This window comes from Arthrobacter sp. NPDC092385, from assembly GCF_044755105.1.
Taxonomy (GTDB): domain Bacteria; phylum Actinomycetota; class Actinomycetes; order Actinomycetales; family Micrococcaceae; genus Arthrobacter_D.
The window spans coordinates 72,861-97,610 of sequence record NZ_JBIVQL010000009.1 but is presented as its reverse complement, the minus strand read 5'-3'; the positions used below and the strand labels follow the sequence as shown (position 1 = coordinate 97,610).

The 24,750-nt window shown below is 68.9% G+C and carries 22 protein-coding genes and 2 riboswitches; of the genes, 14 read left to right on the top strand and 8 right to left on the bottom strand.

What is annotated here, in order from left to right; translation table 11 throughout:
- Positions 1–59: 59 nt before the first annotated feature.
- From ACIQCY_RS12840 to ACIQCY_RS12795, 10 genes are all read left to right on the top strand, one after another.
- Entirely contained in the window at positions 60–866 is an 807-nt protein-coding gene (locus tag ACIQCY_RS12840; protein ID WP_400484279.1) for a carbon-nitrogen hydrolase family protein, read from the top strand.
- Positions 850–1,944, top strand: a complete 1,095-nt coding sequence (locus tag ACIQCY_RS12835) for a LacI family DNA-binding transcriptional regulator (RefSeq protein WP_400484278.1) — start codon at positions 850–852, stop codon at positions 1,942–1,944. Before ACIQCY_RS12840 ends, ACIQCY_RS12835 begins: the two co-directional genes overlap by 17 nt.
- Positions 1,945–2,094: 150 nt before the next feature.
- Positions 2,095–3,786 (top strand): ribulokinase, encoded by a 1,692-nt coding sequence (gene araB, locus ACIQCY_RS12830; protein WP_400484277.1) that lies wholly within the window; start codon positions 2,095–2,097, stop codon positions 3,784–3,786.
- Positions 3,783–4,511, top strand: coding sequence for an L-ribulose-5-phosphate 4-epimerase (locus tag ACIQCY_RS12825; protein WP_400484276.1), 729 nt, complete (start codon positions 3,783–3,785; stop codon positions 4,509–4,511). The genes araB and ACIQCY_RS12825 overlap by 4 nt, the downstream gene beginning before the upstream one ends.
- Entirely contained in the window at positions 4,508–6,022 is a 1,515-nt protein-coding gene (gene araA / locus ACIQCY_RS12820; protein WP_400484275.1) for an L-arabinose isomerase, read from the top strand. Before ACIQCY_RS12825 ends, araA begins: the two co-directional genes overlap by 4 nt.
- A gap of 58 nt (positions 6,023–6,080) precedes the next feature.
- Entirely contained in the window at positions 6,081–7,199 is a 1,119-nt protein-coding gene (gene chvE / locus ACIQCY_RS12815; RefSeq protein ID WP_400484274.1) for a multiple monosaccharide ABC transporter substrate-binding protein, read from the top strand.
- A gap of 126 nt (positions 7,200–7,325) precedes the next feature.
- Entirely contained in the window at positions 7,326–8,855 is a 1,530-nt protein-coding gene (gene mmsA, locus ACIQCY_RS12810) for a multiple monosaccharide ABC transporter ATP-binding protein (protein WP_400484273.1), read from the top strand.
- Positions 8,856–8,859: 4 nt separating this feature from the next.
- Positions 8,860–10,095, top strand: a complete 1,236-nt coding sequence (mmsB, locus tag ACIQCY_RS12805; RefSeq protein ID WP_400484272.1) for a multiple monosaccharide ABC transporter permease — start codon at positions 8,860–8,862, stop codon at positions 10,093–10,095.
- A gap of 212 nt (positions 10,096–10,307) precedes the next feature.
- The gene (locus tag ACIQCY_RS12800) at positions 10,308–10,862 is read left to right on the top strand and encodes an RNA polymerase sigma factor (RefSeq protein ID WP_400484271.1); all 555 of its coding nucleotides are present in this window, start codon (positions 10,308–10,310) and stop codon (positions 10,860–10,862) included.
- Positions 10,859–12,109 carry a hypothetical protein gene (locus tag ACIQCY_RS12795; RefSeq protein ID WP_400484270.1) on the top strand — a complete coding sequence of 417 codons (1,251 nt, stop codon included), beginning with the start codon at positions 10,859–10,861 and terminating at the stop codon, positions 12,107–12,109. Before ACIQCY_RS12800 ends, ACIQCY_RS12795 begins: the two co-directional genes overlap by 4 nt.
- 6 nt (positions 12,110–12,115) lie before the next feature.
- Here the strand turns inward: ACIQCY_RS12795 and ACIQCY_RS12790 are convergent, their stop codons facing one another.
- The 3 genes from ACIQCY_RS12790 to sfnG form a co-directional block, all read right to left on the bottom strand.
- On the bottom strand, positions 12,116–12,616 hold the full coding sequence (locus ACIQCY_RS12790) for a CoA-binding protein (protein ID WP_400484269.1): 501 nt from the start codon (positions 12,614–12,616) through the stop codon (positions 12,116–12,118).
- The gene (locus tag ACIQCY_RS12785; protein ID WP_400484268.1) at positions 12,613–13,992 is read right to left on the bottom strand and encodes an O-acetylhomoserine aminocarboxypropyltransferase/cysteine synthase family protein; all 1,380 of its coding nucleotides are present in this window, start codon (positions 13,990–13,992) and stop codon (positions 12,613–12,615) included. The genes ACIQCY_RS12790 and ACIQCY_RS12785 overlap by 4 nt, the downstream gene beginning before the upstream one ends.
- Positions 13,992–15,170 (bottom strand): dimethylsulfone monooxygenase SfnG, encoded by a 1,179-nt coding sequence (gene sfnG, locus ACIQCY_RS12780; RefSeq protein ID WP_400484267.1) that lies wholly within the window; start codon positions 15,168–15,170, stop codon positions 13,992–13,994. The genes ACIQCY_RS12785 and sfnG overlap by 1 nt, the downstream gene beginning before the upstream one ends.
- Positions 15,164–15,267, bottom strand: a riboswitch (SAM riboswitch). (Overlaps the previous gene by 7 nt.)
- Positions 15,268–15,495: 228 nt before the next feature.
- On the opposite strand from sfnG, the gene ACIQCY_RS12775 reads away from it, so the two are divergent.
- The 3 genes from ACIQCY_RS12775 to ACIQCY_RS12765 all read left to right on the top strand — a co-directional run bounded on the left by ACIQCY_RS12775 (position 15,496) and on the right by ACIQCY_RS12765 (position 18,261).
- On the top strand, positions 15,496–16,755 hold the full coding sequence (locus tag ACIQCY_RS12775; RefSeq protein ID WP_400484266.1) for a glycoside hydrolase family 6 protein: 1,260 nt from the start codon (positions 15,496–15,498) through the stop codon (positions 16,753–16,755).
- A gap of 62 nt (positions 16,756–16,817) precedes the next feature.
- On the top strand, positions 16,818–17,054 hold the full coding sequence (locus tag ACIQCY_RS12770) for a hypothetical protein (protein WP_400484265.1): 237 nt from the start codon (positions 16,818–16,820) through the stop codon (positions 17,052–17,054).
- 92 nt (positions 17,055–17,146) lie between these two features.
- Positions 17,147–17,349: riboswitch (cyclic di-AMP (ydaO/yuaA leader) on the top strand.
- A gap of 3 nt (positions 17,350–17,352) precedes the next feature.
- Entirely contained in the window at positions 17,353–18,261 is a 909-nt protein-coding gene (locus tag ACIQCY_RS12765) for a LysM peptidoglycan-binding domain-containing protein (protein ID WP_400484264.1), read from the top strand.
- Between the two features lie 111 nt (positions 18,262–18,372).
- Here ACIQCY_RS12765 and acs read toward each other — a convergent pair whose 3' ends face one another.
- The 4 genes from acs to ACIQCY_RS12745 form a co-directional block, all read right to left on the bottom strand.
- Positions 18,373–20,310 carry an acetate--CoA ligase gene (gene acs, locus ACIQCY_RS12760; RefSeq protein ID WP_400484263.1) on the bottom strand — a complete coding sequence of 646 codons (1,938 nt, stop codon included), beginning with the start codon at positions 20,308–20,310 and terminating at the stop codon, positions 18,373–18,375.
- Positions 20,301–21,176 carry an ABC transporter permease gene (locus tag ACIQCY_RS12755; RefSeq protein WP_400484262.1) on the bottom strand — a complete coding sequence of 292 codons (876 nt, stop codon included), beginning with the start codon at positions 21,174–21,176 and terminating at the stop codon, positions 20,301–20,303. Before ACIQCY_RS12755 ends, acs begins: the two co-directional genes overlap by 10 nt.
- Positions 21,173–22,213: an aliphatic sulfonate ABC transporter substrate-binding protein gene (locus tag ACIQCY_RS12750; protein ID WP_400484261.1), complete on the bottom strand. Its 1,041-nt coding sequence runs from the start codon at positions 22,211–22,213 to the stop codon at positions 21,173–21,175. Before ACIQCY_RS12750 ends, ACIQCY_RS12755 begins: the two co-directional genes overlap by 4 nt.
- Before the next feature lie 89 nt (positions 22,214–22,302).
- Positions 22,303–23,115, bottom strand: coding sequence for an ABC transporter ATP-binding protein (locus ACIQCY_RS12745; protein ID WP_400484260.1), 813 nt, complete (start codon positions 23,113–23,115; stop codon positions 22,303–22,305).
- A 255-nt stretch (positions 23,116–23,370) separates the two neighbouring features.
- Between ACIQCY_RS12745 and ACIQCY_RS12740 the strand changes: the two genes are divergently transcribed.
- A complete protein-coding gene (locus ACIQCY_RS12740; protein WP_400484259.1) occupies positions 23,371–23,787 on the top strand; it encodes a CoA-binding protein in 417 nt (138 codons plus the stop codon).
- Here ACIQCY_RS12740 and ACIQCY_RS12735 read toward each other — a convergent pair whose 3' ends face one another.
- Positions 23,788–24,630: a DUF1206 domain-containing protein gene (locus ACIQCY_RS12735; RefSeq protein ID WP_400484258.1), complete on the bottom strand. Its 843-nt coding sequence runs from the start codon at positions 24,628–24,630 to the stop codon at positions 23,788–23,790.
- Positions 24,631–24,750: the final 120 nt, after the last annotated feature.

Sequence of the window (24,750 nt, the reverse complement as noted above, 5' to 3'; positions counted from 1 at the left end):
CGTGCTGGGCGGGAGTCTGTAGGCTTGAAGCAAGGCACGGCACACGCGAGGGGGGCATCATGAAGGTCAGCGTTGGTCAGTTCAGGCCGGGTGGGGACGCCCCGGCAAACCTCGCCGTCATGCGGGAGCTCGCGGCCGACGCCGGTGCGGACGGCTCGGAGCTGATCGTCTTCCCCGAGGAATCGATGTTCGCCATCGGCAAGGTCGAGGGCCCGCTGCAGGAGGCCGTGCAGGCCAACTGGACCTCCTTCGTGCAGCAGCTGTCGTTCATCGCGGCCGAGCACTCGATCGCGATCGTCGCCGGCGGATACGAGCCCAGCGGCGAGGAGCGGCCCTTCAACACCCTCGTGCTCATCGACGCCACCGGGCGCATCGTGGACACGTACCGCAAGCTGCACCTGTACGACGCCTTCAGCTACTCCGAGTCCGCCAACATCAAGCCGGGCGACGGCGGCATCAAGGTCGCCCAGCTCGGAGACGTCCGGGTGGGGCTCATGACCTGCTACGACGTCCGCTTCCCCGAGCAGGCGCGCGCCCTCGCCGACGCGGGGGCGGACCTCATCTGCGTTCCCGCCTCCTGGTTCAAGGGCGAGCACAAGATCGAGCACTGGGAGACGCTGCTCAAGGCACGGGCCATCGAGAACACCCTCTGGGTGGCAGCGGCCGGAACCTCCAGCAGCCACACGATCGGCCATTCCGCCATCATCGACCCCATGGGCGTCCCGCAGGTGCATCTCGAGGACGAGGAGCGGGGGGTCGTCACCACGGACGTGACGCGCCGGAGGGTCGACGACGTCCGCGAGTTCCTGCCGGTGCTCCGGAACCGGCGCTTCGCGCGGAACGACACCATTGTCGACTCCCACTGACGCCGGCTCCGCCCGCGCCTCCCCGCCGGTGGAGCGGCCCGCCGAACCGGGGCGGGCGCCGAATATCCGCGACGTCGCTCGGCGGGCGGGCGTCTCGCACCAAACCGTCTCCCGCGTGCTCAACGGTCACCCGAGCCTGCGGGCCGAGACGCGCGACCGCGTCCTGGCCGCGATGGACGAGCTGAGCTTCCGTCCGAACCGGGCCGCCCGTGCGCTCGTGACGAGCCGGTCCACCATGATCGGCGTGCTCGTCAGCAAGGGCTTCGAGTACGGGCCCGCCGCCAGCCTGCAGGCCATCGACAGCGCGGCGCGCGAGGCCGGTTACGCCGTCGACGTCGCGCACCTCGACGACGTGGACGCGGATTCGATCCGCTCCGCCCTCGACCGCCTGCTGGCCCACGGCGTGGACGGGCTCATCATCCTCGCGCCGCAGACGCAGACGCTCGGGGAGATCGAGCACCTGTCCATCACGCTGCCGTTCGTGACGGTCCACTCCGCGCGCGCCCACGACGACCACCGCCTGTCCGTGGACCAGTCGGGCGGGGCGGCACTCGCCACCCGGCACCTGCTCGAGCTGGGGCACCGGAGGATCGTGCACGTCGCGGGCCCGGACGGGTGGTTCGAGACGGAAGCGCGCGTGCGCGGGTACCGCAGCGAGATGGAGGCCTGGGGCCGGGTGCCGGAGAACCTGCTCTCGGGTGACTGGACGGCGGAGTCGGGGTACCTTGCCGGAGCGCGCATCATGGCGGACGCGGGCATCACCGCGGTCTTCTCCTCGAACGACCAGATGGCGCTCGGGCTGCTCCATGCCTTCCGCGAGGGCGGCCGCCGCGTCCCCGAGGACATCAGTGTCGTCGGGTTCGACGACGTCCCCGAGTCCGCCTACTACTGGCCGCCGCTGACCACCGTGCGCCAGGATTTCCCCGAGCTCGGCAGGCGCTGCGTGGCGCGGCTGCTCGGGCTCATCGGCGATGCGGGGCCGGGTCCGACGGCGGGGAGCGCGGGTGCAGGGGGCGCGACGCCCGACGTCGTCCCGGAACTCGTCGTCCGCGCATCGACGGCGGCGCCCGCGGGCTGATACCCGCCCGTTACCCGCTGCTCATTGACAGCCCCCACCGGCACACGCCTACACTGGTGATCGCTCATGTGAACGGTCACATGGCGTCCGAACAGCCGATCCACCCGAGTACTGCGCAGCGGTCTCGAGAAGAACAAAGAGGTCCTTCCCTTGAGTGACTCCACCCCGGGCTCATCCGCCTACGTCATCGGCGTCGACTACGGCACCCTGTCGGGCCGCGCCGTCGTCGTCCGTGTCTCCGACGGCGCCGAACTCGGCGCCTCGACGCTCGAGTACCCGCACGCCGTCATGGATTCGACGCTCGCGGCCACCGGGGAGCAGCTCCCGCCCGAGTGGGCCCTGCAGGTGCCGTCCGACTACGTCGACGTCCTCCGCGCCGCCGTACCGGCGGCCGTGAAGGAGGCGGGGATCGACCCGCAGGACGTCATCGGCATCGCCACCGACTTCACCGCCTGCACCATGGTGCCCACCCTCGCGGACGGCACGCCGCTGAACGAGGTGCCCGGCTACGAAGGCCGCCCGCACGCCTACGTGAAGCTGTGGAAGCACCACGCCGCCCAGGGCCAGGCCAACCGCATCAACGACCTCGCGGCCGAACGCGGGGAGGCCTGGCTGCCCCGGTACGGCGGCCTCATCTCGAGCGAATGGGAGTTCGCCAAGGGGCTGCAGCTGCTCGAGGAGGACCGGGAGCTCTACGACCTCATGGACCACTGGGTGGAGGCTGCCGACTGGATCGTCTGGCAGCTCACGGGGCAGTACGTGCGCAACGCCTGCACCGCCGGATACAAGGGCATCTACCAGGACGGCGCCTACCCGTCGGACGACTTCCTCGCGGCCCTCAACCCGGACTTCGCCGGGTTCGCCCGCGAGAAGGTGGAGCACACCATCGGGGCCCTCGCCTCGAAGGCGGGCTCGCTCTCCGAGGAGGCAGCCGCCTGGACCGGGTTGCCCGCGGGCATCGCCGTCGCCGTCGGCAACGTGGACGCGCACGTCACCGCCCCCGCCGCCCAAGCCACCGACCCGGGCCAGATGGTGGCCATCATGGGAACCTCGACCTGCCACGTCATGAACTCGGACCGGCTGAGCGAGGTGCCCGGCATGTGCGGCGTCGTGGACGGGGGCATCGTCGAGGGCTTCTACGGCTACGAGGCCGGCCAGTCCGGCGTCGGCGACATCTTCGCGTGGTTCGTGGCCAACCAGGTGCCGGGCGAGATCAAGGACGCCGCCACCGCGCAGGGCTTGAGCGTGCACGAGTACCTGACGGAACAGGCGCAGTCCGAGCCCGTCGGGGCGCACGGCCTGGTGGCCCTCGACTGGCACTCCGGCAACCGCTCGGTCCTCGTGGACCACGAACTCTCCGGCACCATCGTGGGCCTGACACTCGCCACGAAGCCCCACGAGGTCTACCGCGCGCTGCTCGAATCGACGGCGTTCGGCACCCGGAAGATCGTCGAGACCTTCAACGCCTCCGGCGTGCCCGTCACGGAGTTCGTGGCCGCGGGCGGACTCATCCGCAACCCGTTCCTCATGCAGGTCTACGCCGACGTGCTGAACATGCCCCTCTCGGTCATCGGCAGTTCCCAGGGGCCCGCCCTCGGCTCGGCGATCCACGCCGCCGTGGCGGCCGGCGCCTACGAGGACATCCACGCCGCAGCCGCCGCCATGGGCCACCTCAACCGTGCCGCCTACACACCGGACCCGGAGCGCGCCGCCGCCTACGACGCCCTGTACCGCGAGTACACCGAACTGCACGACTACTTCGGCCGAGGCACCAACGACGTCATGCACCGGCTCAAGGCCCTGCGCCGCGCGGCCCGCACCCCGCAGGCGGTGTCGGCATGAGTGCTGCAACTCCAGGCTCCTTCAGCCCCGAGGTCGAGGCCGCCATCAGCGCCGTCCGGAAGGACGTCGCCGCCCTGCACGCCGAACTCGTGCGGTACGGGCTCGTCATCTGGACGGGAGGCAACGTCTCCGGACGCGTGCCCGGAGCGGACCTCTTCGTCATCAAGCCCTCCGGCGTCAGTTACGACGAGCTGACGCCGGAGAACCAGATCCTGTGCGACCTCGACGGCAACGTCATCGAGGGCACGCCCGGATCGGAGCGGTCCCCGTCGAGCGACACCGCGGCGCACGCCTACGTGTACCGCAACATGCCCGACGTCGGCGGCGTGGTGCACACGCACTCCACCTACGCCGTCGCCTGGGCCGCGCGCGGGGAGCCCATCCCGTGCGTCATCACGGCCATGGCCGACGAGTTCGGCGGCGAGATCCCGGTGGGTCCGTTCGCGATCATCGGTGACGACTCGATCGGCCGCGGCATCGTCGAGACGCTGACCGGCCACCGCTCCCGCGGCGTGCTGATGAAGAGCCACGGCCCCTTCACGATCGGCAAGGACGCGAAGGACGCCGTCAAGGCCGCCGTCATGCTCGAGGACGTCGCCCGCACCGTCCACATCTCCCGACAGCTCGGAGCGCCCGCAGGCATCCAGCCCGAGCACATCGACTCACTCTTCGACCGCTACCAGAACGTGTACGGTCAGCCCTCGACCCCAGGAGCCCACGCATGAGCCCCCTCAGCACGACCCTCGACACCTACGAAGTCTGGTTCCTCACCGGCAGCCAGGACCTCTACGGCGAGGAGACGCTCCAGCAGGTCGCCGAGCAGTCCCAGGAGATCGTCCGGATCCTCGGCGACGCCGGGCTGCCCGTGAAGGTGGTCTGGAAGCCGACGCTCAAGGATTCCACGTCGATCCGGCGCATGGCCCTCGAGGTCAACGCCGCGGACAACGCGATCGGCGTGATCGCCTGGATGCACACGTTCAGCCCCGCGAAGATGTGGATCGCCGGCCTCGATGCGCTCCGCAAGCCCCTGCTGCACCTGCACACGCAGATCAACGTGGCGCTGCCGTGGGGCGAGATCGACTTCGACTTCATGAACCTCAACCAGGCCGCCCACGGCGACCGCGAGTTCGGCTACATCCAGTCGCGCCTCGGAGTGCCGCGCAAGACCGTGGTGGGGCACGTCTCGAGCCCCGAGGTGTGCGCCAAGGTCGCGTCCTGGCAGCGGGCCGCTGCGGGCTGGGCCGCCGTGCACGAGCTCAAGGTCGCACGATTCGGTGACAACATGCGCAACGTCGCCGTCACCGAGGGCGACAAGACGGAGGCCGAGCTGCGCTTCGGCGTCTCGATCAACACCTGGGGTGTCAACGACCTCGTGGCCGCAGTAGAGGCACAGTCCGAGAGCGACGTCGACGCGCTCGTGGCCGAGTACGAGCAGACCTACGACGTCGTACCGGAACTCCGCCGCGGCGGCGAACGGCACGAATCCCTGCGCTACGGCGCCCGCCAGGAACTGGGGCTGCTGTCCTTCCTCGAGGAGGGCGGCTTCGGCGCCTTCACCACCAACTTCGAGGACCTCGGCGCGCTGCGGCAGCTGCCCGGACTCGCCGTCCAGCGGCTCATGGCCCGCGGCTACGGGTTCGGCGCAGAGGGCGACTGGAAGACGGCCGTGCTGGTCCGGGCCGCCAAGGTGATGGGCGCCGGACTGCCCGGCGGTGCCTCCCTCATGGAGGACTACACGTACCACCTCGTGCCGGGGGAGGAGAAGATCCTCGGGGCGCACATGCTCGAGATCTGCCCCACCCTGACCACGTCGAAGCCCTCCCTGGAGGTGCACCCGCTCGGTATCGGCGGCAAGGAGGACCCCGTGCGCCTGGTCTTCGACACGGATGCCGGCGCAGGCGTCGTCGTCGCGATGTCGGACATGCGGGACCGCTTCCGCCTCACGGCGAACGCCGTCGAGATCGTGCCGCCCGACGCCCCGCTCCCCAACCTGCCGGTCGCGCGCGCAGTGTGGAAGCCGGAGCCCAGCCTCGAGACGTCCGCAGCAGCCTGGCTCAGCGCCGGTGCCGCGCACCACACCGTCCTCACCACCGCCGTGGGCCTCGACGTCTTCGAGGACTTCGCGGACATCGCCGAGGTCGAACTGCTGCGGATCGACGCCGATACGAAGCTGCGTGAGTTCCAGCGCGAACTACGATGGAACGCGGCCTACTACCGGCTGGCCCAGAAACTGTAGGACCGCTCCACCCACAGCCGGCAACGCTGCCGGAAACCACTCACAAGAAAGACCCACCATGAATCGGAAATACCTGGCCGGCATCGCGGCCGCCAGCATCCTGACCCTCAGCCTCACCGCCTGCGGTGGAAGCCGTGGCGGCGGCGACGACGCCGCTGCCGAGGGCGGATCCAACGAAGGTGCGAAGATCGGCGTGGCCATGCCCACGCAGCAGTCCGAGCGCTGGATCGCCGACGGCGAGAACGTCAAGAGCCAGCTCGAGGAGCTCGGCTACGAGGTCGACCTCCAGTTCGCCAACGACGACATCCCCACGCAGGTCAGCCAGATCGAGAACATGATCAACGGTGGCGTGAAGGCCCTCGTGGTCGCCTCGATCGACGGCACCACCCTCACGAGCGTCCTCGACCAGGCCGAGTCGCAGGACATCCCGGTCATCGCGTACGACCGCCTCATCAACGGTTCGGACACCGTGGACTACTACACGACCTTCGACAACCAGGAGGTCGGCGTCCAGCAGGCCACCTCGCTGCTGACCGGCCTCGGCGTCCTCGACGCCGAGGGCAAGGAGACGGGCGAGAAGGGTCCCTTCGACGTCGAGCTCTTCGCCGGCAGCCCCGACGACAACAACGCGACGTTCTTCTGGGACGGCGCCATGGAGACCCTCCAGCCGTACCTCGACAGCGGCGTCCTGCGCGTACCCAGCGGCCAGACCGAGTTCGAGCAGGCGGCGATCCTCCGCTGGCTGCCCGACACGGCGCAGGACCGCATGGAGGACCTGCTCACCGTCGGCGGCGGCGAGCGCCTCGAGGGTGTCCTCTCGCCCTACGACGGCCTGTCCATCGGCATCATCTCGGCGCTGACCTCCGGCGGCTACTCGGCGGACGAGCTCCCCGTGGTCACGGGCCAGGACGCCGAGGTCGGTTCCGTGAAGTCCATCATCGCGGGCGAGCAGTACTCGACGATCTTCAAGGACGTCCGTGAGCTCGGCAAGCAGGCCGTCACGATGGTCGATGCGCTCATGAAGGGCGAGGAGCCCGAGGTCAACGACACCGAGACGTACGACAACGGCGAGAAGATCGTCCCGTCCTACCTGCTCGAGTCGCAGATCGTCACCGTCGACAACTACGAGGCCGCGCTCGTGGAGACCGGATACTACTCCGAGGACGACCTCAAGTAGCCGTTCCGCAGTACCCCGCAGCACCCCTTCAGCCTGTGGCTCCGTACCGTACCGGTCCGGAGCCACAGGTGCTGTACCTCGCCCGGCCCCTGCCGGGACTTCCACTCAAGTAAGCGAGGCTCGACCATGTCGGAGAACATCCTCCGGATGCGCCGCATCACCAAGACCTTCCCAGGCGTGAAGGCACTGCAGGACGTCAACCTCGACGTCGCGCGTGGAGAAGTCCACGCGATCTGCGGAGAGAACGGGGCCGGGAAATCGACCCTCATGAAAGTGCTGTCGGGCGTCTACCCTCACGGGACGTACGACGGCGACATCGAGTTCGAGGGCTCCGTCGCGGAGTTCAAGGACATCCGTGACAGCGAGCGCGACGGCATCGTCATCATCCACCAGGAGCTCGCCCTCTCCCCCTTCCTGTCCGTCGCCGAGAACATCTTCCTCGGCAACGAGCGCGAGAAGCGCGGCTTCATCGACTGGAACGAGACCAACGTGGAGGCGGCCAGGCTCCTCCGGCGCGTGGGCCTCGACCTCAACCCGGTGGTGCGGGCCGGGGACATCGGGGTGGGCAAGCAGCAACTCGTCGAGATCGCCAAGGCGCTGTCGAAGAACGTGAAGCTGCTGATCCTCGACGAGCCCACCGCCGCCCTGAACGACGAGGACTCCGCGCACCTCCTCGGACTCGTGAAGGGCCTCCGTGCCGAGGGCATCACCAGCATCATCATCAGCCACAAGCTCAACGAGATCCGGGAGATCGCCGACTCCGTGACGATCCTCCGGGACGGGCGCACCATCGAGACGCTGAGCCTCCACGACGGCTCCGTCACGGAGGAGCGGATCATCAAGGGCATGGTGGGCCGGGACATGGAGAGCCGCTACCCGGACCGCACGCCGGTCATCGGCGAGGAGGTCCTCCGCGTCGAGGACTGGACGGTGCACCACCCGCAGGAGACCTCCCGTGTGGTCGTCGACGCCGCGAACCTCTCGGTGCGCGCCGGCGAGGTGGTCGGTATCGCCGGCCTGATGGGCGCCGGGCGGACGGAGCTCGCCATGAGCATCTTCGGTCGGAGCTACGGTTCGCACATCACCGGCACCCTGTACAAGAACGGTGCTCCGATCACGGCGCGCACGGTGGGTGAGGCGATCCGGCACGGCCTCGCGTACGCCACGGAGGACCGCAAGCGGTACGGGCTGAACCTCATCGACGACATCAAGCGGAACATCTCCGGCGCCGCGCTCGGGAAGCTCGCGAAGCGCGGCTGGGTCGACAGCGGTCGGGAGGCCGTCGTCGCGGGCGACTACCGGAAGTCCATGAACATCAAGGCCCCGACCGTCACGGCCATCACCGGCAAGCTCTCCGGCGGCAACCAGCAGAAGGTGGTGCTCTCCAAGTGGATGTTCTCGGACCCCGATGTCCTGATCCTCGACGAGCCCACCCGCGGGATCGACGTCGGCGCCAAGTACGAGATCTACACGATCATCAACCGCCTCGCGGCCGAGGGGAAGGCCGTCATCGTCATCTCCTCCGAACTGCCCGAGCTGCTCGGCATCTGTGACCGCATCTACACCCTCGCCGAAGGCCGCATCACGGCCGAAGTGCCGATCGACCAGGCGACCCCCGAACTCCTCATGCAGTACATGACCAAGGAAAAGGACTGATTCCATGGCTACCACCGTCAAAGACCCCGCGGTCACCGCACCGCCACCTCCCGTGAAGCACGGGCTCGCCTTCCTCACGAGCAGGCTGCGCCAGATCGGTATCTTCGTGGCGCTCATCGTCATCGTCGCCCTGTTCCAGGTGCTGACCGGCGGCGCACTGCTGCAGCCGGACAACGTCTCGAACATCATCGTGCAGAACAGCTACATCCTGCTCCTGGCCATCGGCATGGTCATGATCATCGTCGCCGGGCACATCGACCTCTCCGTCGGCTCAGTGGCAGCCTTCGTGGGGGCGATGTCCGGCATCATGATCCAGGACTGGGGGTTCACCTGGTGGGTGGCCTTCCTCGCCTCACTGATCATCGGCGGGCTCGTCGGCGCCTGGCAGGGCTTCTGGGTGGCCTACGTGGGCATCCCCGCGTTCATCGTCACGCTCGCCGGCATGCTCGTATTCCGGGGACTCACCCAGATCGTGCTCGAGAACCAGCGCATCACCGGGTTCCCCGAGGAGTACCGCCAGCTCGGCGGCGGCTTCCTCTTCCCCGGGCTGTTCCCTGCGGAGACCAACCTCCTGGACTGGACCACGGTGGTCCTCGGCTTGGTGGCCGTGGGCCTCCTCACCATCACCCAGCTCCGGGGACGTGCCACCCGTGCACGCCTGAAGCTCGAGGACGAGCCGGCGGCCTGGTTCTTCACCAAGCTCGCCTTCATCGTCGTGATCATCCTCGGCCTCACCTACCTTCTGGCGAGCTCGCGCAGCGGTACGCCGATCGTGCTCGTGGTCCTCGGCATCCTGATCGTGGGCTACAGCGCCGTGATGAGCAACAGCGTCTTCGGGCGCCACATCTACGCCGTCGGCGGGAACCTCCAGGCGGCGCAGCTGTCCGGCATCAACACCAAGCGCATCGACTTCATGCTCTTCGTCAACATGGGTGTGCTGGCCGCACTCGCCGGCCTCATCTTCACGGGCCGCCTGAACTCGGCCGGCCCGGGCGCGGGAAACCTGTTCGAGCTCGACGCCATCGCCGCTGCGTTCATCGGCGGAGCGGCCGTGACCGGAGGCGTGGGTACCGTGATCGGGGCCATCACGGGTGGCCTCATCATGGGCGTGCTCAACAACGGCATGTCGCTGCTGGGTGTCGGGATCGACGTCCAGCAGTTCATCAAGGGCATGGTGCTCCTGTTGGCCGTCGGCTTCGACGTCTTCAACAAGCGCCGCGCCTCGAACGCCCTCAAGTAGGGTCTTCGCGAGACGCGGGAAAAAAGTCGGGCGGGGCGTAACTTTTCCGTACCGGCCGTCGATTACCTGTTTGTAAGCGCCGCACCGAGGCTTATCCCCCAACGGGCCTCGGTGCGGCCTTTTCTTTGCCGCGACCCCGGTGGGGCCGACGCCTGCGGGCGGGAGGCAGCGGTTACGATGGTGTCGCCGTCCCGCCGAACAAGGAATAGACCGTGGCCACACCCCTGCCTGACGACGTGCTCGCGCGCGCGCGATCGGGCGATCCCGTGGCGTTCTCCCTGATCTACGAGGCGTTGAGTCCGGCCGTGCTCGGCTATTTCGCCGGCCGCGGGTCGGAGGACCCTGAGGCTTTGACGCAGGAAGTGTTCCTCGCGGTCTTCTCGAAGCTGGAGACGGTCTCGGGCGGGCTGCAGGGCCTGCGTACCTTCACGTTCTCGGTGGCGCACGCGCGGTACGTGGACGAAGTGCGCAAGAAGGCGAGGACTCCGGTCCTCGTGGGCTACGAGGCCGACGGCGATACACGTGCCGCGGATTCCGCGGAGATGGTGGCCCTGGACAATCTCGACGCCGGGGGAGCAGGTGGGATGCTGGCGCAGCTGAACACCGAGCAGCGCGATGTCCTCCTGCTGCGGATCGTGGCCGAACTGCCGATCGACGAGGTCGCGGAGATCCTCGGGAGATCGGCGGGATCGGTGAAGCAGTTGCAGCGGCGGGGACTGCTCAAGCTCAAGGAACTGGTCGGACCCAATGAATCGGAAGCGCTATGACTGGACGTGAGACCTCGGACCGGGAGCTGCGCATCCTCGAGGAAGCGGGCCTCCCGGAGGACCCGGCCCTCCTGCACGCCGTACGCGACCTGCGGGCGCTGGGCACCGGGCCCGCACCGGAAGCGTCCGCGGAACTCGCCCAGTTGATGGCCGACGGCGGGAAGGCGCCCCAGAGCCGCCGGAACAAGCGTCGGATCACCTTTCTGGGAGGCGCACTCGCCGTGTCGATGGGTGTCGGGATGTCCGGTGTCGCGGCGGGAACCCTCCATCTCCCCTACGGCCTCGGCGACGCCGTCGATTCGATCGCCCGCTTCAGCGTGCATCACGATCCCGACCATCACGATCCCGACCGTCCGGAGCCCGCTGCGCCCGTCGTCGCGCCGTCCATCGAGAGCCCTGCGGGGGCCCTCGCGGTGCCGGTTCCGGCGCCGTCCGCCATCGCGGCGGTTCCGGCTGTTCCCGTTGCTGGGGACCCGACCGGTCCCGGCGACGTTTCCGGTGCCGGAGCCGGAACGGTGACGCCCGAGGTGCCTTCCATCGGAGGAAGGACGGCACCCGGTGCGCCGCTGGCCATGCCTGCAGTACCTCCGGTAGCCACCGAGAAGCCGCCCGTCGGGCAGGTACCGGCCGCCCCGGGTACTCCACCGGTGCAGGACCTGCGACCCGCCACCGTCCCCGGCGGACGCGTCCCGGGCACCCCGACAGGGGAGACGCCGCCGGGAGACGGCAAGCGCAAGGGCCAGGTCGACCAGGGAAAGCTGCAGGACAGGAACACGGTCCAGAAGGACGGCACGGTCCAGGGCGACGGCAGGGGCCAGGACACGCAGGCTGAGGGGGTAGTCACCAGCACCGGTCCTGAGCGGGGGGATCGCGACGTCCGCAGGTCCTTCGCCGGCCCGGATCCCTCCTGGCGCCTCACGCCCGTCGAGCAGGCCGACGAACCGATGTTCCTGGCTGGTCCGTTCTCCGACGATGATGCAGGGATGTCGCTCTTCCTCGCCGACGCGGACATTCTTGCGTACGCGGAAGCGGACGCCGACGTCGAACAGGCCGCCGGGCCGGCGAACGACCCCTCCGGCGATGCCGCTCCGGACGAGCCCGCCACTGGGGTGGAACCGCCGGCCGAGCCCGTCACCGTCGTGGAACCGACGGCCGAGCCGCTCGCCGTGGTCGAACCGACGGCCGAGCCCGTCACTGTGGAACCGCCGGCCGTGAAGTCGCCGGCGCCCGTCGCCGAGGACGGCTGACGCCGGCTACGAGGTGATCTGCCGCTTCGACGAGATGACGCCGGTGTTGAAGCCGGCGAGGTTGAGTCCTCCGTGGAACCGCGCGTGCTCGATCTTGATGCAGCGGTCCATCACCACGTTCAGGCCGGCCTTCTCGGCATCGCGGGCCACGTCCTCGTGCCACGATCCCAGCTGCAGCCACAGGGTTTTCGCGCCGACGTCCAGCGTCTCCTGCAGCACCGAGGGCAGGTCGTCGTGCTTGCGGAAGACATCCACGACGTCGGGCACCTCCGGCAGGTCCTTGAGCGACGCGTACGCCGGCTGCCCCAGGATCTCCTTGGCCACCGGGTTCACGAAGTACAGGCGGTACGGCGAGGAGGACTGCAGGTAGGTCGCGACGAAGTAGGACGCACGGGAGGGCTTGTCCGATGCCCCGACGATCGCCACGGACTTCGCGTTCCTCAGCAGGTTCAGCCGTTCGGGGGCCGAAGGCCCCTCCCAGGTCCGTTCCGGTGCGGTGCTGCTCATGCTCCCACTCCTACTGCCCGTGTTGCCGACGGGTCGTCGTCGTTCTCTCCCGCGGACTCCTGGGGGAGTTCGGCGAATGCTGCGTCCGGGGACTCCACGGCAGCTGCGAGCGCCTGGTCGATGTCCCACAGGATGTCGTCGAGGTCCTCCAGCCCCACCGAGATCCTGACCAGGTCCTCGGGCACGCCCGCGGCGACGAGCTGCTCGGCGGAGAGCTGCTGGTGCGTCGTCGAGCCGGGATGGATCACGAGGGTGCGGGAATCGCCGACGTTGGCGAGGTGCGAGGCCAGCTGCAGCGACTCGATGAACTTCTGGCCCGCCTTGCGGCCGCCCTTGATGCCGAAGCTGAAGACCGAGCCGGGTCCCTGCGGCAGGTAGGTCTTCGCGCGCTCATGGTGTGCATGCGTGGGCAGACCCGCGTAGTTGACGTACTCCACGCGCGGGTCGGCCTGCAGCCACTCGGCCACGGCCTGCGCGTTCTCGAGGTGCTCGTCGAGACGCTGCGCGAGGGTTTCGACGCCCTGCAGGAGCTGGAAGGCCGACGACGGCGAGAGCGAGGGCCCGATGTCACGGAGCTGCTCGGTGCGGAGCTTGGTGAGGAAACCGTACTCGCCGAAGTTCCCCCACCACTGGATGTTGCCGTAGGAGGGCACCGGCTCGGTCATCATGGGGAACTTGCCGTTGCCCCAGTTGAAGCGCCCGCTCTCCACGATCACGCCGCCGAGGGTGGTGCCGTGCCCGCCGATGAACTTGGTGGCGGAGTGGATCACGATGTCCGCGCCGTGCTCGATCGGCCTCACGAGGTAGGGGGTGCTCAGCGTCGAGTCGACGATGAAGGGTATTCCGGCGTCGTGCGCGACCTTCGCCAGCCCGGCGAGGTCCGCGATCTCGCCCGAGGGGTTCGCGATCACCTCGGCGTAGACGGCCTTGGTGTTGTCGCGGATCGCGGCCGCGTAGTCGGCCGGGTCCGTTCCGGGCACGAAGGTTGTCTCGATGCCGAACCGGCGGAGCGTGACGTCCAGCTGGGTCACCGTCCCGCCGTACAGCTGGGAGGCGGCGACGATGTGGTCGCCGGCCTGGCACAGGGCGGCGAAGGTGATGAACTCCGCGCTCATGCCCGACGCCGTCGCGACCGCCCCGATGCCGCCCTCGAGCGACGCGATGCGCTCCTCGAACGCGGCGACCGTGGGATTGCCGATACGCGAGTAGATGTTGCCGTACTTCTGCAGTGCGAAGAGATTGGCGGCGTCGTTGGTGTCCTTGAACACGAACGACGTCGTCTGGTAGATCGGCACCGCCCGGGCGCCGTGCGTGGCGTCGGGGGTCCCGCCGGCGTGGAGCGCACGCGTGCGGAAACCGAAGGAACGTTCTGCCATCAGACACCTGCCTTGCTGGGTCGGGATACTGCGAGGGTGGATTCGGGATCGAAGTCGACGCCGGCCTTGCGGGCGGCGTCGGCCTCCAGTTCGCGCACGATCGGCAGGATGTCCGTGCCGAAGGCCGCGACTTCCTCCTGGAAGTGCAGGTAGCAGGTGAGGAAGAGGTTCACGCCGATCTTCTTGTACTCGACGATGCGCTCGGCGATCTGCTCGGGCGTCCCGATGAGCTGCGTCTTGAAGCCGTCGTTGTACTGCACGAGGTCCTCGAAGCTGGAGTCGGCCCACATGCCCTTGCCGTCCTTCGTCGACGCGCCGGCTTCCTGCACGGCGTCCCGGAAGCCCTCGACGGCGGGGCGGTGCGCCTTCTCGACGATCTCGCGCAGGGTGTCGCGTGCCTCCTTCTCGGAGTCACGCGCGATCACGAAGCCGTTGAGCCCGTACCGGGGATGCCGGCCGGCCTCCTGTGCTGAGGCCCGGACTCCTGCGACGTTCTCCTTGAAGCCCTCGAGGTCCTTCCCGTTGGAGAAGTACCAGTCCGCCACCCGTCCGGCGGTCGCCTGGGCCGCTGTCGAGTTCCCGCCGAAGAAGATCTCGGGGTGCGGGCGGCCTGGGACGTCCACGGGGGCCGGGCTCAGGGTGAAGTTGTTGATGTCGTAGTACTTCCCCGACTGGCTGTAGCCCTCTTCGGTCCACAGGCCGCGCAGCACCCGGATGAACTCCTCGGTGCGGACGTAGCGTTCATCGTGCTCGAGCCACTCGAGGCCGAAGTTGACGAACTCGTCCTTGAGCCACCCGGAGACGATGTTGACCGCTGCGCGGCCGTTGGAGATGTGGTCCGCGGTGATGATGTATTTCGCCAGGACGCCCGGGTGCCACATGCCCGGGTGGACGGCGGCGATCACCTTCAGCTTCTCGGTCGCGGCCAGGAGGGCGAGGGAGAAGCTCGTCGCCTCGTGCTGCTTGTCGGCGCCGTAGGACGCGGCGTAGCGGGTCTGGGAGAGCGCGTACTCGAAACCGGCGTCCTCGGCGATGCGCGCGAGCTTCCTGTTGTAGTCGAAGTCCCAGCTGGTGCGCTGTTCGATGGTCGAGACCACCAGGCCGCCGCTGACGTTGGGAACCCAGTAGGCGAATTTGAGGGGGGCGGAAAGGTCGGCGACGCTCATGGTTTCCTCCATCGGTCTGGCAGTAGCACCCTTCTGTCGCCGTGGAACACGGAGGCCAGGGTTGCTGCGGCGTCAATGAGCCAGATCTCTCAGCCGCTCCGGATGGTCAGGTCGAGTGTGACACCGAGGTGCTGCAGAACCAAAACAATGTGTCCCCGTATGAGGTCCTGTCTCGAAGCCATCAGTGCACTGAGGACCTTGACAAAGCCGGGAACGCATCAAAGACTGGCCGTGGGAGCGCTTCCATGGGGATGGACCAGCGCTCCGCATTCGGGCGATCACGCCAACCACCACCACATGAGGAGCAATGATGCTCAGCATTTCCAGGACGTGTGCAGTGACCCTTGCCGTAGCAGGGGTTCTGGTCTCCACCGCATTCTCCGCCCTGCCGGCCTCTGCCCAGGGGCCCAAGGACGGTCCGGAACAGGGAGCGGCTTCGTCCGCCACCGAGTTCTATGTCCCGATGAAGAACCACTATCACGAGGCCCAGCGCCAGATCGCGGAGTTGCGGTCTTCCGGCGACCGTGCGACCGCCGACAGCCTCAGCGCCATGGTCTCGGCTCCACAGGCTGTCTGGGTCACGGGCAGCGATCCCGCCACCGTCACGCAGGAGGTGCGGACCACCACGCATCGCGCGGCAGGCAAGGGCCAGGTGCCCGTGCTCGCCGCGTACAACCTGCCCTTCCGTGACTGTTCGCAGTACTCGGCCGGCGGAGCGACCGACGTCGCCGGCTACAAGGCCTGGGTGGACGCGCTCGCCGCGGGCATCGAGGACAGGGCGGCCATGGTGGTGCTCGAGCCGGACGGGCTCGGCATCATCCCCTGGAACCGCGGGCTCGACGGCAACCTCGAGTGGTGCCAGCCGGCAGAGGCGAACGCCCGGACCGCGGCGGCAGAGCGCTTCGAGATGCTCAACTACGCGGTGGACCAGCTGAAGGCGCTTCCCAACACCAGGGTGTACCTCGACGGGACGCACAGCGCCTGGCTCGGTACCGGTGAGATCTCGAGCAGGCTCGTGAAAGCCGGTGTGCAGAAGGCCGACGGCTTCTTCCTGAACGTCTCCAACTACGAACTCACCGAACGCCAGGTGAAGTTCGGCAGCTGGGTGTCCCAGTGCATCTACTACGCCACCGAGATCAACCCGGGGGCCTACGGTTCCTGTGGCAGCCAGTACTATCCGGCGTCGCCCACCGACTTCTCCACCTGGGGACTGACTGACGCCTGGTACGCGAAGAACGTGGCGGGCGCGGCGAACGCGCCGTCGAACGACGAGCTTGCACACTTCGTCATCGATACGAGCCGCAACGGCAAGGGCCCCTGGGTCCCCACGGCCGCCTACCCGGACCCTCAGGTCTGGTGCAACCCGCCGGGCCGCGGACTGGGCCACCTGCCCACGTCCGATACCGGCAACCCGCTGGCCGATGCCTTCCTGTGGATCAAGGTGCCTGGTGAGTCCGACGGCGAATGCAGCCGCGGACTGACGGACAACGGTGGAGTGGATCCCGAGTGGGGCCGGGTAGACCCGGCTGCCGGAGCCTGGTTCCCGGAGCAGGCCATCGACCTGATCAGGAACGCCGGCGCGCCCGTCCGGCCGTAGCAGAGCGGGGTGTGTGCGGTCCGATCGGGCCGTGCACACCCGTCTGCACCTAGGCTGATGGAATGGAAACCTGGAAGTCGGCGCAGCGCGTGCAGGAGCGAAGGCTCTGGCACACGCTTTTCTGCGTCGGCGTCGTCCTGACCGTCACCCTGGCAGCGAGCATCGTCCTGGTCGCCGAAAGCGGGGCGCCTGCCATCCGCGCCTGGTTCTACGTCCAGCAGTCCGTGCTGCTCCTCCTCGGCGCGGGTGGGACAGCCCTCGCCTTCCGCCGCTGGCGCTCCTTCCGCGGGCGCGGGTAGGGTACGCGCCGTTACGCGAATGTGACAAACCGGCGGAGCGCTGGTTATCGTCTTCGAGTGCCTCCGTCCATGTGGGGCGCTCCCGGACGGATTGCCGAGCCCTGCCGCCGATCGGGACACGTTCGCAAACACGAAGGCAGGGACGGGGGAACCACAGTTCCAGTGGACGTGCAGGACCACCTGCCATCGTCCTTGGGGTTAAGCCGCACCGCATCGCCTACCCGCTGATGCTCGCGGCCGGGTGACTCCCATCCGAACCCGACAGCTCACCCCGCAGGCATGGGAGAGGTATAGAACCATGTCACGAAAGATTTCCCCGGCGCGCCACCGCGCCGTCATCGACGGCAACCTCGCGCTGCAGGGACTGTCCCGCGCCGCGAAGACCCACGCCACCACCGTGGGCCGCCCCCTTGCCATCGTCGCCGTCACGTCGGGCCTCGCGCTCAGCGCCGTCGGCACCGCCCACGCCGGCTCGTACACCGAGCAGGGCACGACGGCGGCCCCCGCCCCCGTCGCAGCTCCTGCCGTGGCAGCCGCACCCGCCGCACCGGTTGCGGCTCCCGCAGTCGCGGCTGGGGCAACCCACACCGTCGTCGCGGGTGACACCCTCGGTGGCATCTCCGCTCGCTACGGGGCGGACCTGACCGCCGTCCTGGCAGCGAACGGGCTCTCCCTCGCCTCGATCATCTTCCCGGGCGACAGCATCGCCATCCCCACCGGCGGTGCGGCTCCGGCGCAGGCGGTATCGGTATCGGTGCCCGTGGCTGTCACGCCGGCCGCGCCGGTCCAGCAGGCAGCGGCCGTCGCCCCGGCGCCGGCTGTGTCCGCCGCTCCTGAGTCGGGCGTCTACCTCGCCTCGGCGGCCATCACCCCGGTGGCCTCCTCCAGCGGAGTGGCCGGCACCCTCGTCGCGTCCGCACAGGCCCAGCTCGCAGCCGGATCGATCCAGGACTGCACCGTGCTGGTCGAGAAGGCGCTGCGCGCTGCCGGCATCTCCGTGGGTGACCTCGGTCCGTCGCAGTTCTTCCAGTTCGGCGCCACGGTGGCAACCCCCGCACCGGGCGACCTCGTCATCACCGGTGGCCACGTGGCCATCTACGTCGGCGGCGGCCAGGTCATCAGCAGCGGCATGAACGGGTCGAACCTCACCATGCAGCACCCTCTCTCGGACCTCGCGGGAGCATCCTTCGTTCGGGTGGCAGGCTAGCACCGGAACGGACCACACACGGGAAGCGGCAGGTGCTTGGACGGGGCACCTGCCGCTTCCTTCTCCGTTAACCGGCTTATCAGCCGACCGGTTCCTCACCCGACCGCCTCTTCAGCGCCGTCCGGCCAGGACGTCCTGGATGCCGGGGATGCACCCCTCGTTCTGCAGGGACGTGGTGTCCCCGAGCGCGGAGCCCTCGTAGAGCTGCGTCAGCAGGCGCCGCATGATCTTGCCGGACCGCGTCTTGGGTACATCGGGTACGACGACGACGGCGGAGGGCCGCGCGATCGGCCCGATGGCCTTCGCGACGTGGGCGCGCAGCGTGGCCGGGACGTCCGCCGTCGGATCCGCGCCCGCGGCGAGCACGACGAAGGCAGCGATGGCGTGACCCGTCAGCGGATCGGCGATCGGGCAGGCTCCTGCCTCGGTCACGAGCGGGTGCGCGACGAGCGCCGACTCGATCTCGATGGTGGAGAGGCGGTGGCCGGAGACGTTGATGACGTCGTCGACGCGGCCCAGGATCCAGGTGTCGCCGTCGTCGTCGTAGCGCGCGCCGTCGCCTGCGAGGAACCAGCCCTCGGCGGCGAACTTCCGCCAGTAGGAGTCCAGGTAGCGCTGCGGGTCGCCCCAGACCGTGCGTGCCATGGCCGGTCCGTGGCGGTCCACGACGATCAGCCCCTGCACGCCGGGAGGAACCGGGCGGCCCTCCTCGTCGACGATCCGGGTGCTGACGCCGGGGAGTGGCCGGGCGGCGCACCCCGGTTTGAAGTCGGAGTCGGTGGGGCTGGGGGAGAGGACTGTCGCGCCGGTCTCGGATTGCCACCAGGTGTCGACGACGGGGACCTCGTCGCGGCCGAGGTTCCTCCGGAACCAGCGCCACGCCTCGGGATTGACCGCTTCGCCGACCGTGCCGAGCACGCGGATGCTCGAGAGGTCGTACTCGGACGGGACACCGTCCGGGAACCAGCCCATGAGCGAGCGCACCAGGGTCGGGGCCGTGTAGTAGCTCGTGACGCCGTAACGCTCGATGATCTCGAAGTGGCGGCCCGGGTGCGGAGTGTTCGGGGTGCCCTCGAAGAGAACCTGCGTGGCACCGTTGGACAGCGGGCCGTACAGCTCGTAGGTGTGCGCGGTGACCCAGGCGAGGTCCGCGGTGCACCAGTGGACGTCGCGGTCCCGCAGGGCCGGATCGGGATTGCTGAAGAGGTGCTCGAAGCTCCACGACGCCTGTGTGAGATAGCCGCCGGAGGTATGCACGAGGCCCTTCGGCTTCCCCGTGGTCCCCGAGGTGTACATGATGAACAGCGGGGTCTCGGCGTCGAACGCCTCCGGTTCGTGGTGCGGTGACGCGGTGTCGACGACGTCGTGCCACCAGACGTCCCGGCCATCGGTCCAGCTGACGTCGGAACCGGTCCGGCGCACCACGAGCACGTGCTCGATGTTGTTGGTGCCGGACACTGCGGCGTCGGCATTGTCCTTCACGGGCACGGCCGTACCCCGGCGGTACTGCCCGTCGGTGGTGACGAGCAGCTTGGCCCCGGTGTCCTCCACCCGGAAGCGCAGTGCCTCCGCGGAGAACCCGCCGAACACGAGGGAGTGCACGGCGCCGATCCGGGCGCATGCGAGGGTGACCACGACCGTCTCGACGAGGACCGGGAGATAGATGACCACGCGGTCGCCCTTGCCGATGCCGAGGGCCAGGAGCGCGTTAGCGGCCCGTGAGACCTCGTCCTGCAACCGCGCGTAGGTGACGGTGCGGCGGTCACCCGGTTCGCCCTCGAAGTGCAGGGCCACGCGGTCACCCCGACCGGCCCGCACGTGGCGGTCCACGCAATTGGCGGCGACGTTGAGCGTGCCACCGGAGAACCACTCGATGACGGGGACGCTGAGCGTCCCGTCCTCCTGCGGGGTCGCCTTCTCGAACGTGTGCAGGGTGTCCCAGGGGTCCTGCCAGTCGAGCCGGGCGGCCTGCTCGGCCCAGAACGCCAGCCGTTCGGCCTCGTCCAGCGGAGCGGCCTGCCCGTCCGGCGTCGTCGTGCCTACGCCCATCGGCGCACCGCCCAGCGCTCGGCGATGCCCAGGAGGGCGTCGGTGGTCTTGCCGATCACGGCCAGCAGGATGATGGCGAGGATGATGCGGTCCACGCGGCCGTTCTGCTGCGAGTCCGTCAGGAGGAAGCCGAGTCCCATCGACGACGCGATGAGTTCGGCCGCGACGAGGAACAGCCAGGACTGCGCGAGTGCGAGCCGCAGGCCGGAGAACAGGGCGGGAACCACGGCGGGGAGCTGCACCGTGGTGAGCAGTCGGATGCCGCCCAGCCCGAAGGCCCGCGCGGCCTCCACGAGGTTGCGGTCCACGTGGCGCAGCCCGAGGTAGAGCGTGGTGAAGACGGGGAAGAACGCACCGATGGTGATCAGCGTGACCTTCGAGTCCTCGTTGATGCCGATCCAGAGGACCAGCAGCGGGACCCACGCCAGGGACGGGACCGCGCGGAGCGCCCCGACGGTCGGGGTCAGGAGGACGTCCGCGATACGGGAGAGGCCCAGCAGCGCGCCGGCCAGGACGCCGAGCAGGGATCCGAGGAGGAACCCGAGGAGGACCCGCTGCGTGGAGATCAGGATGTGGGTGGCGAGCTGGCCGCGCTCGATGAGGTCCACCGCCGCCGCGAGGACCGACGCCGGCGAGGGGAGCTGCGACGGCCGGAAGAAGCCCGAAGCGGTGCTGAGGTGCCAGGCGAGCAGGATCAGCGCCGGGACGATGAGCCCGAGCAGCACGATGACCACGCGCCGTCCGGCCGTGCCCGTCCTGCCCGGGTTCCTGCCGGCCCCATCCCCGGTGACCGGAGATCCGGTGGACGCGAGGCCCTCCTTGCTGATGGGAACGGTGCTGCGTCCCGTCAGGTGCTCAGCACTCATGAATCAGAACCGATGGTGGCTGGGTCCGCCTTCTCCACGAGCGAGGCGTCGAAGAGGGTATCGAGGGCCTCGTCGATCTGCTCCTGGGTCTGGACGTCACCGGTCTCGACGAAGACGGGGCCGATCTTCTCGAGGACGCTGCGCTGTGCGTCGCCCGGCGCGGGGTCGACGTCGAGGTTGGTGCGGTCGATGATCACGGAGTTGGCCACGGCCTGGTCGATGCCCGCGACGCCCGCGAGGATCGTGGCGGTCTCCTCCGGGTTCTCCTTGGCCCACTCCCGTGCCTTCTCGTAGGCGTTGACCACGGTCTGGGCGACGTCGGGCTTCTCGGTCAGGAAGTCCTCGGTGGCGTTGAGGAAGCCGTAGGAGTTGAAGTCGATGTCGCGGAAGAACAGCTGGGCGCCGTCCTGCTCGGCAGCGGCCATGATCGGATCGAGGCCTGACCAGGCGTCGACTGCGCCGCTGGCCAGGGCCGCGCGGCCGTCCGCGTGCTGCAGGTTCTCGATGGTGACCTCGGACTGCTCCACGCCCGCGGCCTCGAGGGCCTGGAGGAGGAAGAAGTACGGGTCGGTGCCGCGGGTCGCCGCCACGGACTTGCCGCGCAGGTCCTCCACGCTCGTGATGCCGGACTCCGGAAGCGCCACGAGGGCCGCCCATTCGGGCTGCGAGTAGATGTCGATGGCCTTGATCGGGGAGCCGTTGGAGCGGGCGAGCAGCGCGGCGGAACCGGCAGTGGATCCGACGTCGATCGCACCGGCCCGCAGCGCCTCGTTGGCCTTGTTCGAGCCCGCGGACTGCACCCAGTTGACGGTGATGTCCTGGTCGGCGAGCTCGTCCTCGAGCCAGCCCTGCTCCTTGATGATGAGGCTCAGCGGATTGTAGGTGGCGAAGTCGATGTTGAGCGTCCCGCCCTGCGTCGCTTCACCGGCCGCGACTGCCTCGGTGTCGGAGGCGTTCTCCCCGGCCAGGCAGCCGCTGAGGCTGAGCGAGAGTGCGGTGGCGAGGGCGAGGGTGGGCAGGAGGGCGCGGCGGTTCATGGTGGTCCTTCGGTGGATGGTGCGAAAAAGGGGAGACAGGATTGCGCCGCGGCAGGGCGACGGCGCCAGGGTGCGGTGGGAAGGCCGGGCTAGTGCCCGGTGACGCCGAGCAGGGAGAGCAGTGAGCTGCGGAGCTTCCCGAGCTCGGCGGAGTTGCGGTCCCTCGGGCGGGTAGCCGGCACGGTGACGAGTTCGGCGATGGTGGAACCCGGCTCGTCGCCGTCGCCCCGTCCGAGGACGAGGATGCGGTCGGCGAGCTGGAGCGCCTCGTCGACGTCGTGCGTGACGAGCAGCACCGTGGTGGGCTGGGCGCGGTGGATATCGAGGAGCAGGTCCTGCATCTTGATGCGCGTGAGGGCATCCAGTGCGCCGAAGGGCTCGTCGAGCAGCAGCACTCCCGGGTTCCGGGCGAGCGCGCGGGCCAGCGAGGTGCGCTGGGCCATGCCGCCGGACACCTCGCGCGGCCTGTGCTTGGCGAACGTGTCCAGGCCCACGAGCTTCAGCAACTCGAGGACCTTGGCCTTGCCGGCACTGGCGCTCGAGGATTTCGGCAATCCGATGGCCACGTTGGCCTGCAGCGTGTGCCAGGGGAGCAGCCGGGGTTCCTGGAAGGCGACGGCGCAGCGTTCGTCGATCCCGGAGACCGGGGTCCCGTCGATCAGCACCTTGCCGGCGTCGGGTACGTCGAGGCCCGCAGCGGCCCGCAGGAGGGTCGACTTGCCGCACCCACTGGTACCGAGGATGGCGAGGATCTCGCCCGGCTCCACCTCCACGGTGACGTCCCTGAGCACGACGCGCCGGTTGTCCGAGGAACCGAAACTGCGCCCGAGGCCGGAGAAGCGCACGCCGAGGGCCTGCTTGGAGTGGGGTTGGGTGCTGCCTGGTGCCAGAACTGCGGTCATGGTGTCTCCATCGGTCCTGGCGGTAGCACCCTACGGAACGAGCCTTCGCCACCGCGTGCGGTGGTTCCCGTGGCTCGAACCTCGATATTGCCCGTGATCAGGGATATACGGACAACCAGGGTTGCTGCGGCTTCATCGATCCAGGTCTCTCGGCCGCTCGGGATGGTCACTCCTATGAAACGCCCGGGGTACTCGAGGAGCAAAATGGGGCATGTAACAAAGGCTGTAACAATTCGTGGAGGAACAGGAGGCACCGTGGCACACCAGAACGATCCGCAGGTGATTCGGAGGCTGCTGAGCGAGCCGGGCCGGTGGGCGGTGGTGGGGCTGTCCAACAATCCGCGCCGCGTTGCCGTCGGTGTCTCGCGCTACCTCATGGACAGCCTCGGGATGGAGATCGTCCCGGTCAGCCTGAAGGGCGACGACGTCCACGGGCAGAAGGGCTACAGGCGGCTCGCGGACATCCCCGGACCCATCGACGTCGTCGACTGCTTCGTGAACTCCTCCCGCGTGGGCGCCGTGGTCGACCAGGCGATCGCCGTCGGCGCCAGGGCGGTCTGGCTGCAGCTCGGCGTGATCGACGAGGACGCCGCCGCACGCGCGGCCGCGGCCGGGCTCGACGTCGTCATGGACACCTGCCCCGCGATGGAGGCGCCTGCGCTGGGCCTCTAGCTACATCCGCTGGTACTTGGACCGCACCACCATGAAGACGCCGTAGGCCATGAGGCCCAGCGCCACGGCGCCGAGGAGCCAGGGGCCGAAGGGCTGGTCGCGCAGGGTCTTGAGGGCGCCGTCGAGCCCTGTCGACTTCTCGGGGTCGTGCGTCACGGTGGCGGCCACGACGAGGATCCCGAGGACCCCGAGGGCGATTCCCTTGGCGATGTACCCCGCCGTGCCCAGGGCCGTGACGGCGCGGCCCGGTGAACCGGAGGGGAGGCCGGAGAGCTTCCTGAGGAACCGTCGGGTGGCGCCGCTGTAGACGAAGTAGCCCCCGACCCCCAGGATGCCGAGGCCGACGGCGAGGAGGAGAGCCGCACCCGCCGGATTGGACATGAGCGAGGCGCTCAGGGAACTCGTACTGCTGCTGCTGTCACTCGAGCCGCCCATCGCGAACCGCCCGAAGGTCACTCCGATGGCCGCGTAGACCACGGCCTGGCCGCCGCTCTTGAGGCGGGCGACGAGCCTGTCCCTGCCCCTGAGCAACTTCGCGCCGAAGAACACCTCGCCGAGCTGGAACAGGGAGAGGGCGAGGCACCCGATGAAGCAGAACCACAGGAGGAAGGTCCCGCCCGGGTTCGCCGCGAGCTGGCCGACCGCTCCGCTCTGGTCCGCGCTCCCGGAGCCGCCGTTCGCCAGTCCGAGCGCGATGACTCCGATGAGGAAGTGCAGGATGCCCGCTGCGACGTAGCCCGCGCGCGCCGCCAGTTCGAAGCCCTTCGAGTTGACGGCGTCCTCTGCGGCGTCGGAGGCCGTGTCGGCGGCACCCCTGTGGGACTTGCCTGTTCCTGGTGCCATGGTGCTCCCGCCTTCCTGTCGGATCGGCGGGGCGGACGCCACAACTGCGTCCATGCCGGTCTGGACCTCCATCCTGCCACTGCTCCGGGGCTTCTGCGCCGGTTCCTGGCCCGCGGCGTT

Coding starts and splice junctions, on each gene's coding strand:
- ACIQCY_RS12840 (WP_400484279.1), top strand. CDS start 60: ATGAAGGTCAGCGTTGGTCAGTTCAGGCCGGGTGGGGACGCCCCGGCA.
- ACIQCY_RS12825 (WP_400484276.1), top strand. CDS start 3,783: ATGAGTGCTGCAACTCCAGGCTCCTTCAGCCCCGAGGTCGAGGCCGCC.
- araA (WP_400484275.1), top strand. CDS start 4,508: ATGAGCCCCCTCAGCACGACCCTCGACACCTACGAAGTCTGGTTCCTC.
- chvE (WP_400484274.1), top strand. CDS start 6,081: ATGAATCGGAAATACCTGGCCGGCATCGCGGCCGCCAGCATCCTGACC.
- mmsA (WP_400484273.1), top strand. CDS start 7,326: ATGTCGGAGAACATCCTCCGGATGCGCCGCATCACCAAGACCTTCCCA.
- mmsB (WP_400484272.1), top strand. CDS start 8,860: ATGGCTACCACCGTCAAAGACCCCGCGGTCACCGCACCGCCACCTCCC.
- ACIQCY_RS12795 (WP_400484270.1), top strand. CDS start 10,859: ATGACTGGACGTGAGACCTCGGACCGGGAGCTGCGCATCCTCGAGGAA.
- ACIQCY_RS12790 (WP_400484269.1), bottom strand. CDS start 12,616: ATGAGCAGCACCGCACCGGAACGGACCTGGGAGGGGCCTTCGGCCCCC.
- ACIQCY_RS12785 (WP_400484268.1), bottom strand. CDS start 13,992: ATGGCAGAACGTTCCTTCGGTTTCCGCACGCGTGCGCTCCACGCCGGC.
- sfnG (WP_400484267.1), bottom strand. CDS start 15,170: ATGGAGGAAACCATGAGCGTCGCCGACCTTTCCGCCCCCCTCAAATTC.
- ACIQCY_RS12770 (WP_400484265.1), top strand. CDS start 16,818: ATGGAAACCTGGAAGTCGGCGCAGCGCGTGCAGGAGCGAAGGCTCTGG.
- ACIQCY_RS12765 (WP_400484264.1), top strand. CDS start 17,353: ATGTCACGAAAGATTTCCCCGGCGCGCCACCGCGCCGTCATCGACGGC.
- acs (WP_400484263.1), bottom strand. CDS start 20,310: ATGGGCGTAGGCACGACGACGCCGGACGGGCAGGCCGCTCCGCTGGAC.
- ACIQCY_RS12755 (WP_400484262.1), bottom strand. CDS start 21,176: ATGAGTGCTGAGCACCTGACGGGACGCAGCACCGTTCCCATCAGCAAG.
- ACIQCY_RS12750 (WP_400484261.1), bottom strand. CDS start 22,213: ATGAACCGCCGCGCCCTCCTGCCCACCCTCGCCCTCGCCACCGCACTC.
- ACIQCY_RS12745 (WP_400484260.1), bottom strand. CDS start 23,115: ATGACCGCAGTTCTGGCACCAGGCAGCACCCAACCCCACTCCAAGCAG.
- ACIQCY_RS12735 (WP_400484258.1), bottom strand. CDS start 24,630: ATGGCACCAGGAACAGGCAAGTCCCACAGGGGTGCCGCCGACACGGCC.